At 51.6% G+C, this 10831-nt stretch carries 7 protein-coding genes and 1 pseudogene; 6 read left to right on the top strand and 2 right to left on the bottom strand.

What is annotated here, in order from left to right; translation table 11 throughout:
* Window positions 1-260: transposase (locus tag BGK49_RS03330; RefSeq protein WP_000567716.1), on the bottom strand; the 260-nt coding region annotated here is incomplete at its 3' end.
* Between the two features lie 10 nt (window positions 261-270).
* Between BGK49_RS03330 and BGK49_RS28975 the strand changes: the two genes are divergently transcribed.
* The gene (locus BGK49_RS28975) at window positions 271-705 is read left to right on the top strand and encodes a transposase DNA-binding-containing protein (protein ID WP_005024678.1); all 435 of its coding nucleotides are present in this window, start codon (window positions 271-273) and stop codon (window positions 703-705) included.
* A gap of 449 nt (window positions 706-1154) precedes the next feature.
* Here BGK49_RS28975 and BGK49_RS03320 read toward each other — a convergent pair whose 3' ends face one another.
* A complete protein-coding gene (locus tag BGK49_RS03320) occupies window positions 1155-2348 on the bottom strand; it encodes an MFS transporter (protein ID WP_000074489.1) in 1194 nt (397 codons plus the stop codon).
* A 135-nt stretch (window positions 2349-2483) separates the two neighbouring features.
* Here BGK49_RS03320 and iucA point away from each other — a divergent pair, with 135 nt between their 5' ends.
* The 5 genes and pseudogenes from iucA (at window position 2484) to iutA (ending at window position 10432) form a co-directional block, all read left to right on the top strand.
* Window positions 2484-4208, top strand: a complete 1725-nt coding sequence (gene iucA / locus BGK49_RS03315) for an aerobactin synthase IucA (RefSeq protein WP_001403387.1) — start codon at window positions 2484-2486, stop codon at window positions 4206-4208.
* On the top strand, window positions 4209-5156 hold the full coding sequence (iucB, locus tag BGK49_RS03310; RefSeq protein ID WP_001287499.1) for a N(6)-hydroxylysine O-acetyltransferase IucB: 948 nt from the start codon (window positions 4209-4211) through the stop codon (window positions 5154-5156).
* Window positions 5156-6898 (top strand): NIS family aerobactin synthetase IucC, encoded by a 1743-nt coding sequence (gene iucC, locus BGK49_RS03305; RefSeq protein ID WP_001015718.1) that lies wholly within the window; start codon window positions 5156-5158, stop codon window positions 6896-6898. Before iucB ends, iucC begins: the two co-directional genes overlap by 1 nt.
* Window positions 6895-8231, top strand: a pseudogene (gene iucD, locus BGK49_RS03300) (NADPH-dependent L-lysine N(6)-monooxygenase IucD). Before iucC ends, iucD begins: the two are co-directional and overlap by 4 nt.
* Before the next feature lie 5 nt (window positions 8232-8236).
* Window positions 8237-10432 (top strand): ferric aerobactin receptor IutA, encoded by a 2196-nt coding sequence (gene iutA / locus BGK49_RS03295; RefSeq protein ID WP_001387241.1) that lies wholly within the window; start codon window positions 8237-8239, stop codon window positions 10430-10432.
* Window positions 10433-10831 lie beyond the last annotated feature (399 nt).

The raw sequence follows: 10831 nt of genomic DNA, 5'->3' as shown, positions 1-10831 counted from the left end.
AGCAGGCGCTGGAGTTCTTTAATCTGCTTCATGGCGGCAGCAAGTTCAGAGGCAGGAACAACCTGTTCTCCGGCGGCCACAGCAGTAAGACTTCCTTCCTGGTATTGCTTACGCCAGAGAAATAACTGGCTGGCTGCTACACCATGTTGCCGGGCAACGAGGGAGACCGTCATCCCCGGTTCAAAGCTCTGCTGAACAATTGCGATCTTTTCCTGTGTGGTACGCCGTCTGCGTTTCTCCGGCCCTAAGACATCAATCATCTGTACTCCAATGACTAGTCTAAAAACTAGTATTAAGACTATCACTTATTTAAGTGATACTGGTTGTCTGGAGATTCAGGGGGCCAGTCTACATATCCTCAATAGCCTCAGTCGTTCACCAGAAGAAAGTATTCCTGTTTCCTGCCGTACCTGGAGTGAAACAAAGGCAGCTTATTGTTGTTTTTCAAACGATAAAGTCTCTGCTAATAAAATTATGGCTCCTCACAAAGAAAATATCACTGAAAGAGCTCAGCAGTTTAAAAGAGTTTTAGTTTTACAGGATACAACAGAACTTAATTATTCTGGTCAGAAAGAAAAACAAGGAGTTGGTCACAAAAACATAAAGATGAAAGAAACTTATTTCTTCATCCTCAACTCGTCATCAGTGAGTCAGGTGTTTGCCTCGGTGTTTATGATGACTATCAGTGGTTCAGGGATGAATTAAAAACCAGTAAAAATACCCGACAAGAAATCTGCAATGATTTACTTCATAAAAAACATGTCAGTGAAAAAGAAACCTGGCGTTGGGTTGAAGGATATAATAAAGCAACAGAACTGGCTCGCCAATGCCCTGATACCCATGTATTGTCAATTTCTGATCGTGAAGGCGATTTTTATGACCTGTTTGAACGCGCAGAGCAGACTCCCGGAATAAAAGCTGACTGGCTTGTCAGAATGAAATTTAATAACAGAGCAACGCTGAATATTAATGGTAAACGGGATCATAGGTTGTTGCACGAAAGAATCATGGAGATTACACCGCAGCAACTGGTTGAATTCACTATACCTGATGGGCGGGGGCAGCAAGCCAGAACACTGCCTGACATGCTTTCATCAGACGCAGGTCCTCTCTCATATCCTCTGATTTACTCCAGTAAGGTGATGATCATATCTTTATTTGATAGTACGGTAATGCCAGATAAATACAGACACAATGGTAAATAATATAGTTGCAAATAATGCTGCCATAATCAGCGCGATTGCGACACCTGTTTTCGATACCAGCGGCACCAGCAAAGCGCACAGTCCATAGCCAAGTGTGTGACTGGTAGCGAGCCAGCCCGCGCCTGCGCCATCAGCCAGCTTATCATTCAGTAGAAGTTGATAAGCGGGTGTTGCCAGAGCTGCTCCAAATGACAGCACTGCACAGCCCGGGTAAAACAACCATAGCTGTTCGGAGAGCATGATAGCCAGACCACCACTCATCAACACTCCGGCACTCAGGAGCAGGGCCACCGGAGTCAGGCGCTGCGGACGGACTACCCCGAACTGCGCGATAAGCGCAGCTACTGCGGACAGACCCAACAGCCAGGCCACCTGTTGGCTAATGGCGGTGGTATCCGTGACGAACTGGCGAGTAAGGGCAGGCGAAAGTCCAAGCTGCATCATGCTCACCGCCGCAGCCAGTAATATTGCGCAAAGCAGATAAGGCAGACAATCCCGCTTCAGACTGACGCTCTTGCACTCCGGTGTGGGCTGTGGTGGTGTGCCGGGCAACCGCAGCAGCATCAGCAGCGCCAGCACTGGTGCTGCCATCAGTAGCCCCAGTGGCGCCAGAGGATGAATGGCCAGCATTGCTGCCGCGCACAGCGGCCCGAATAGCCTGCCGCAACTCAGGCCGGAGCTGATGGTTGCCAGAGCGGCCATGCGATTCCCTTCTCCAGCTCTCTGCAATGCCCAGACCTGACAGGCTGGCACCATTGCCGACACGGTCAGCCCGTAGGCGATCCGGGCGATGATTAATATTCCCAGTCCCACCGCTGTTGTTATGGCGCTGGTAGCCATCAGCACGCTTCCCAGCCCTAGCAGGGTAAAGCTTATGCCATATCCTCCCAGAGCCCACAACACCACAGGTTTACTTCCAGTACGGGAAATTTGCTTTCCCCACCACGGGGACGATGGCAGAAACAGCATTGAGCCAAGCATCAGCAGGGCAGCCCATACAGACAGACTCAGATTTGTCTGTATGACCAGAACAGGGAGCACAACCAGCAGACCGTTCTGTCCGATACCGAGAAGCCCGGCACTGAACGCAAGTGGCCAGCAGGACAGTGTTTTTTGGGGCGTATCTTCGATCCCTGGTGACATTATAATGTTTCAACTCCATGTATTAATTGTGTTTATTTGTAAAATTAATTTATCTGACAATAACATTTATTATTGATAATGAGAATCATTATCGACATAATTGTTATTATTTTACTGTGTGGGAGCTGTTTGACTATGACCCTGCCCTCTGAAAAACCAGCCACAGATGTGGCTGCGCAGTGCTTCCTGAATGCACTGATTCGTGAAACCACAGACTGGAAACTGACAGAATACCCGCCAGACGAATTGCTCATCCCGCTGGATGAGCAGAAATCGCTCCATTTCAGAGTGGCTTATTTCTCCCCAACCCAGCATCACCGCTTTGCATTTCCTGCACGTCTGGTCACGGCATCAGGCAGTTATCCTGTCGACTTTACCACTCTCTCCCGGCTTATTATTGATAAGCTACGCCATCAACTGTTTCTGCCCGTTCCCCTCTGCGAAACTTTCCACCAGCGCGTGCTGGAAAGCCATGTCCATACGCAACAGGCAATTGATGCCCGTCATGACTGGGCCGCTCTGCGTGAAAAAGCGTTGAATTTTGGCGAGGCTGAGCAGGCGCTGCTGACAGGACACGCTTTCCACCCTGCGCCTAAGTCTCATGAACCGTTTAACCGGCGGGAGGCTGAACGCTACCTGCCTGATATGGCACCCCACTTCCCACTGCGGTGGTTTTCGGTGGATAAAACGCAAATCGCCGGTGAAAGTTTGCATCTCAACCTTCAACAGCGGCTGACGCGATTTGCCGCAGAGAATGCGCCTCAGTTACTCAACGAATTAAGTGACAACCAATGGCTGTTCCCGTTGCACCCGTGGCAGGGGGAATATCTTTTGCAGCAGGGGTGGTGCCAGGCACTTGTTGCTAAAGGGCTGATTAAAGACTTAGGTGAGGCCGGCACGTCGTGGCTGCCGACCACCTCTTCCCGTTCCCTCTACTGTGCCACCAGCCGCGATATGATCAAGTTCTCCCTGAGCGTACGGCTGACCAACTCCATCCGTACTCTGTCCGTGAAAGAAGTGAAGCGTGGGATGCGCCTGGCACGCCTGGCTCAAACCGACGGCTGGCAGATGCTACAGGTCCGCTTCCCGACTTTCCGGGTAATGCAGGAGGATGGCTGGGCCGGGCTGCTCGATCTTAACGGCAACATCATGCAGGAAAGTCTGTTTGCCCTGCGTGAAAATCTGCTGGTGGATCAGCCGAAAAGCCAGACTAACGTACTGGTCTCCCTGACTCAGGCCGCACCTGATGGCGGTGATTCGCTGCTGGTTTCGGCGGTAAAACGCCTGAGCGATCGCCTCGGTATCACTGTGCAACAGGCCGCCCATGCATGGGTCGATGCATACTGTCAGCAAGTGCTAAAGCCGCTGTTTACGGCTGAAGCGGATTACGGCCTGGTGCTGCTGGCGCATCAGCAAAATATTCTTGTCCAGATGCTTGGGGATCTGCCGGTCGGATTTATTTACCGTGACTGTCAGGGCAGCGCTTTTATGCCTCACGCGACAGACTGGCTCGATTCTATTGGCGAGGCGCAGGCGGAAAATATTTTCACCCATGAGCAGTTGCTGCGCTATTTCCCTTATTACCTGCTGGTTAACTCCACTTTTGCTGTGACCGCTGCGCTGGGGGCTGCCGGGCTGGACAGCGAATCGAATCTGATGGCTCGTGTACGAGCATCGCTGGCTGAAGTGCGTGATCAGGTGACTCATAAAACCTGTCTCAACTACGTGCTGGAAAGTCCGTACTGGAACGTAAAAGGTAACTTTTTCTGTTATCTGAACGATCATAACGAGAACACCATTGTTGACCCTTCGGTGATCTATTTCGATTTCGCTAACCCGCTGCAGGCTCAGGAGGTCTGAATGTCTGAGGCAAACATTATTCACAGCAGATATGGACTGCGCTGTGAAAAACTCGACAAGCCCCTGAATCTTGGCTGGGGACTGGACAATAGCGCGGTGTTGCACTGTCCCGGGGAGCTGCCGACAGGGTGGCTGTGCGATGCGCTGGATCAGATATTTATCGCCGCACCACAACTGTCAGCAGTGGCTCTCCCCTGGGCCGAATGGCGTGAGGAGCCACAGGCGCTGACGCTTTTTGGGCAGGTAAAAAGCGACATTATCCATCGTACTGCCTTCTGGCAGTTACCGTTATGGTTGAGTTCACCGGCAAACCGGGCCTCCGGTGAAATGGTTTTTGATGCAGAGCATGAGATTTATTTCCCGCAGCGCCCACCCCGTCCACAGGGTGAGGTTTACCGCCGTTACGATCCACGTATTCGCAGGATGCTGAGTTTCCGCATTGCCGATCCCGTTTCTGATGCAGAACGTTTCACCCGCTGGATGAATGATCCGCGCGTTGAGTATTTCTGGGAGCAAAGTGGCTCACTGGAGGTACAGACCGCCTATCTGGAGCGCCAGCTCACCGGTAAACATGCATTCCCGCTGATTGGGTGCTTCGACGATCGGCCATTCAGCTATTTCGAAATCTACTGGGCGGCGGAAGACCGCATTGGTCGTCACTATTCGTGGCAGCCCTTTGACCGTGGCCTGCATCTGCTGGTTGGTGAACAGCAATGGCGCGGGGCCCACTATGTGCAAAGCTGGCTGCGCGGGCTGACACATTACCTGCTGCTGGATGAGCCCCGTACGCAGCGCACAGTACTGGAGCCACGCACCGATAACCAGCGCCTGTTCCGCCATCTTGAGCCTGCGGGATACCGGACAATTAAAGAGTTCGACTTCCCACATAAGCGCTCGCGCATGGTGATGGCGGATCGTCATCACTTCTTCACGGAGGTCGGTCTGTAATGAATCACAAGGACTGGGATTTTGTTAACCGTCGGCTGGTGGCAAAAATGTTGTCTGAGATGGAGTATGAGCAGGTTTTCCACGCGGAATCTCAGGGCGATGACCACTACTGCATTAACCTGCCGGGAGCACAATGGCGCTTCATCGCTGAACGTGGTATCTGGGGCTGGCTGTGGATTGATGCCCAAACGTTGCGCTGCACGAACGAACCAGTACTGGCGCAGACGCTGCTGATGCAGCTAAAGCCGGTGCTGTCAATGAGTGATGCCACTGTTGCAGAGCATATGCAGGATTTGTATGCCACGCTACTGGGCGACCTGCAACTGCTGAAGGCCCGTCGCGGACTGAGTGCCAGTGACCTGATTAATCTTGATGCCGATCGTCTGCAATGCCTGCTGAGCGGTCATCCTAAATTCGTTTTTAATAAAGGTCGCCGTGGCTGGGGCAAAGAGGCGCTGGAACGATATGCGCCAGAGTATACCAACACCTTCAGACTGCACTGGCTGGCGGTAAAACGTGAACATATGATCTGGCGCTGCGATAACGATCTGGATATTCAGCAGTTGTTGACTGCCGCAATGGATCCGCAGGAGTTTACACGCTTCAGTCAGGTCTGGCAGGAAAACGGGCTGGATCACAACTGGCTACCGCTGCCGGTACATCCGTGGCAGTGGCAGCAAAAAATCGCCACAGACTTCATCGCTGATTTTGTCGAAGGCAGGATGGTGTCTCTCGGCGAGTTTGGCGACCAGTGGCTCGCCCAGCAGTCGCTGCGTACCCTGACCAACGCCAGCCGCCGGGGAGGGCTGGATATCAAGCTGCCGCTGACCATCTACAACACCTCATGCTACCGGGGGATCCCTGGCAGATATATCGCTGCCGGACCACTGGCTTCACGCTGGCTGCAACAGGTTTTTGCGACCGACGCCACCCTGGTGCAAAGCGGCGCAGTGATCCTTGGTGAACCGGCGGCAGGCTATGTGTCCCATGAAGGCTATGCCGCGCTTGCCCGGGCTCCCTATCGCTACCAGGAAATGCTTGGTGTTATCTGGCGGGAGAATCCGTGCCGCTGGCTGAAACCGGATGAAAGTCCTGTTCTGATGGCAACACTGATGGAGTGCGACGAAAACAATCAGCCGCTGGCAGGCGCATATATCGACCGCTCCGGACTGGACGCTGAAACCTGGCTTACGCAATTGTTCCGGGTGGTTGTGGTTCCGCTGTATCACCTGCTTTGCCGCTACGGTGTCGCGCTTATTGCACACGGACAAAATATAACGCTCGCCATGAAAGAGGGGGTACCACAGCGTGTTCTGCTGAAAGACTTCCAGGGCGATATGCGGCTGGTGAAAGAAGCGTTTCCCGAAATGGACTCTTTGCCTCAGGAGGTGCGTGATGCCACATCCCGTCTGAGTGCGGACTACTTAATCCATGATTTGCAGACGGGTCACTTCGTGACAGTACTGCGTTTTATTTCGCCACTGATGGTTCGTCTTGGCGTACCTGAAAGGCGATTTTATCAACTGCTGGCAGCAGTGTTGAGTGATTACATGAACAAACATCCACAAATGGCAGAGCGTTTTGCGCTTTTCTCACTCTTCAGGCCACAAATCATTCGCGTGGTGCTGAACCCGGTAAAACTGACCTGGCCGGACCTGGATGGCGGCAGTCGCATGCTGCCGAATTACCTTGAGAATCTGCAAAATCCGCTGTGGCTGGTAACTCAGGAATATGAATCATGAAAAAAAGTGTCGATTTTATTGGTGTCGGGACAGGGCCATTTAATCTCAGCATTGCTGCATTGTCACATCAGATCGAAGAACTGAACTGTCTCTTCTTTGACGAACATCCTCATTTTTCCTGGCATCCGGGTATGCTGGTACCGGATTGTCATATGCAGACCGTCTTTCTGAAAGATCTGGTCAGTGCAGTTGCACCTACAAATCCCTACAGCTTTGTTAACTATCTGGTGAAGCACAAAAAGTTCTATCGCTTCCTTACAAGCAGGCTACGTACAGTATCCCGTGAAGAGTTTTCTGACTATCTCCGCTGGGCTGCTGAAGATATGAATAACCTGTATTTCAGTCATACCGTTGAAAATATTGATTTCGACAAAAAAAGTCGATTGTTTCTGGTTCAGACCAGTCGGGGAGAATATTTTGCCCGCAATATCTGCCTTGGTACAGGAAAACAACCTTATTTACCACCCTGTGTGAAGCATGTGACACAATCCTGTTTCCATGCCAGTGAAATGAATCTTCGTCGGCCGGACCTGAGTGGAAAACGGATAACCGTGGTTGGTGGAGGACAGAGTGGTGCAGACCTGTTCCTTAATGCATTACGCGGGGAATGGGGAGAAGCGGCGGAAATAAACTGGGTCTCACGGCGTAATAATTTTAACGCACTGGATGAGGCTGCTTTTGCTGATGAGTATTTTACACCTGAATATATTTCAGGCTTCTCCGGACTGAAGGAAGATATTCGCCATCAGTTACTGGATGAGCAGAAAATGACATCGGATGGCATCACTGCCGATTCTTTACTGACCATTTATCGTGAGTTGTACCACCGTTTTGAAGTTCTGAGAAAACCAAGAAATATCCGTCTGCTACCCAGTCGCTCGGTAACAACTCTGGAAAGTAGTGGTCCGGGCTGGAGGTTATTGATGGAACATCATCTGGATCAGGGCAGAGAGAGCCTGGAAAGTGATGTGGTGATTTTCGCCACAGGTTACCGTTCTGCATTGCCACAAATACTTCCCTCACTGATGCCCTTGATCACCATGCACGATAAGAACACCTTTAAAGTGCGTGATGACTTCACTCTGGAATGGAGTGGCCCGAAAGAAAATAACATCTTTGCGGTCAACGCCAGCATGCAAACTCATGGCATCGCCGAACCCCAGCTCAGCCTGATGGCCTGGCGATCTGCACGTATTCTTAATCGCGTACTGGGGCGTGATTTATTCGATCTCAGTATGCGCCCGCACTGATTCAGTGGCGCAGCGGCAGCCGGAAAAAACCGCAGCCGGAGGCTGCTTCTTTAACTCACTATACAGCAAATATTCAGGAATAACGATGATGCGCAAAAAGTATATGCCCCGGGCTCTTGGTCCGCTGCTTCTTGTCGTGCTGTCACCTGCTGTCGCCCAGCAAAACGATGATAATGAGATCATAGTGTCTGCCAGCCGCAGCAATCGAACTGTAGCGGAGATGGCGCAAACCACCTGGGTTATCGAAAATGCCGAACTGGAGCAGCAGATTCAGGGCGGTAAAGAGCTGAAAGACGCACTGGCTCAGTTAATCCCCGGCCTTGATGTCAGCAGCCAGAGTCGAACCAACTACGGTATGAACATGCGTGGCCGCCCGCTGGTTGTCCTGATTGACGGTGTGCGCCTCAACTCTTCACGTTCCGACAGCCGACAACTGGACTCTGTCGATCCTTTTAATATCGACCATATTGAAGTGATCTCCGGCGCGACGGCCCTGTACGGTGGCGGGAGTACCGGAGGGTTGATCAACATCGTGACCAAAAAAGGTCAGCCGGAAACCATGATGGAGTTTGAGGCTGGCACAAAAAGTGGCTTTAACAGCAGTAAAGATCACGATGAGCGCATTGCCGGTGCTGTCTCCGGCGGAAATGACCATATCTCCGGACGTCTTTCCGTGGCATATCAGAAATTTGGCGGCTGGTTTGACGGTAACGGCGATGCCACCCTGCTTGATAACACCCAGACCGGCCTGCAGCACTCCAATCGGCTGGACATCATGGGAACCGGTACGCTGAACATCGATGAATCCCGGCAGCTTCAACTGATAACGCAGTACTATAAAAGTCAGGGAGACGACAATTACGGGCTTAATCTCGGGAAAGGCTTTTCCGCCATCAGCGGGAGCAGCACACCATACGTCAGTAAGGGGCTGAATTCTGACCGCATTCCCGGCACTGAGCGGCATTTGATCAGCCTGCAGTACTCTGACAGTGATTTCCTGGGACAGGAACTGGTCGGTCAGGTTTACTACCGCGATGAGTCGTTGCGGTACTACCCGTTCCCGACGGTAAATGCGAATAAACAGGCGACGGCTTTCTCCTCGTCACAGCAGGATACCGACCAGTACGGCATGAAACTGACTCTGAACAGCCAACTGATGGACGGCTGGCAAATCACCTGGGGGCTGGATGCTGAGCATGAGCGCTTTACCTCCAACCAGATGTTCTTCGATCTGGCTCAGGCAAGTGCTTCCGGAGGGCTAAACAACCATAAGATTTACACCACCGGGCGCTATCCGTCATATGACATCACCAATCTGGCGGCCTTCCTGCAATCCAGCTATGACATTAATGATATTTTTACCGTTAGCGGTGGCGTACGCTATCAGTATACTGAGAACAGGGTAGATGATTTCATCGACTACACGCAGCAACAGAAGATTGCTGCCGGGAAGGCGATATCTGCCGACGCCATTCCTGGTGGTTCGGTAGATTACGATAACTTTCTGTTCAATGCTGGTCTGCTGATGCACATCACCGAACGTCAGCAGGCATGGTTCAATTTTTCCCAAGGGGTGGCATTGCCGGATCCGGGGAAATATTATGGTCGCGGCATCTATGGTGCAGCAGTGAACGGCCATCTTTCCCTGACAAAGAGCGTGAACGTCAGCGACAGTAAGCTGGAAGGCGTGAAAGTCGATTCTTATGAACTGGGCTGGCGCTTTACCGGTGACAACCTGCGGACTCAAATCGCGGCATATTACTCGCTTTCCAATAAGAGCGTGGAAAGGAATAAAGATCTGACCATCAGTGTGAAGGACGACAGGCGCCGTATTTACGGCGTGGAAGGTGCGGTGGACTACCTGATCCCGGATACTGACTGGAGTACCGGTGTGAACTTCAATGTGCTGAAAACCGAGTCGAAAGTGAACGGTCAATGGCAAAAATATGACGTGAAGGAATCAAGTCCATCGAAAGCGACAGCTTACATTAACTGGGCGCCGGAACCGTGGAGTCTGCGTGTACAGAGCACCACTTCTTTCGACGTAAGCGATGCAGAGGGTAACGATATTAATGGTTACACTACCGTCGATTTTATCAGTAGTTGGCAGCTTCCGGTGGGAACACTCAGCTTCAGCGTTGAGAACCTCTTCGACCGTGACTATACCACTGTCTGGGGACAGCGTGCACCTCTGTACTACAGCCCGGGTTACGGCCCTGCTTCACTGTACGACTACAAAGGCCGGGGCCGAACCTTTGGTCTGAACTACTCAGTGCTGTTCTGACGGGGATGCTTTTGCAACAAGGGTATGCTGTAAACAACATGGTCCTTGGTGGCCATGTTGTTTACAGCCAGTATAATATACAGCCTTAACAAGATATTCCGTCTCCGGAATGGACTGTTCACCACTGAATAACATTATTTCTGTTTTATGGATCTTTGACTGAAATTTATCGCATATCCTCATTTCATTGTCCGTCTGAAAACTAACCTTACAAGTAAGCGTCGTCTCAGCACCGTCTGGCAGATCCTGAAATTCCTGAGAGGATGATCTGCGCGTAAGGCAGTATGACTTTCCGTGAGACAGATGCTGGCCAACGTGGGATATTTAACGCGGGTTAACATCGTTGTCAGAGCCGCATGGGTGAGCTGTTGCTACACCCCGGTATTTCCACCACGGAGG

It is taken from the genome of Shigella sp. FC1544 (assembly GCF_001722145.1).
Classification (GTDB): Bacteria; Pseudomonadota; Gammaproteobacteria; order Enterobacterales; family Enterobacteriaceae; genus Escherichia; species Escherichia coli.
The sequence above is the reverse complement of the archived record's forward strand: the minus strand, read 5'-3'. Positions and strand labels throughout refer to the sequence as shown.

Bases quoted from the DNA above. Each gene is read 5' to 3' on its own strand.
- BGK49_RS03320 (WP_000074489.1), bottom strand. From the start codon at position 2,348: ATGTCACCAGGGATCGAAGATACGCCCCAAAAAACACTGTCCTGCTGG.
- iutA (WP_001387241.1), top strand. From the start codon at position 8,237: ATGCGCAAAAAGTATATGCCCCGGGCTCTTGGTCCGCTGCTTCTTGTC.
- iucA (WP_001403387.1), top strand. From the start codon at position 2,484: ATGACCCTGCCCTCTGAAAAACCAGCCACAGATGTGGCTGCGCAGTGC.
- iucB (WP_001287499.1), top strand. From the start codon at position 4,209: ATGTCTGAGGCAAACATTATTCACAGCAGATATGGACTGCGCTGTGAA.
- iucC (WP_001015718.1), top strand. From the start codon at position 5,156: ATGAATCACAAGGACTGGGATTTTGTTAACCGTCGGCTGGTGGCAAAA.
- BGK49_RS28975 (WP_005024678.1), top strand. From the start codon at position 271: ATGACTAGTCTAAAAACTAGTATTAAGACTATCACTTATTTAAGTGAT.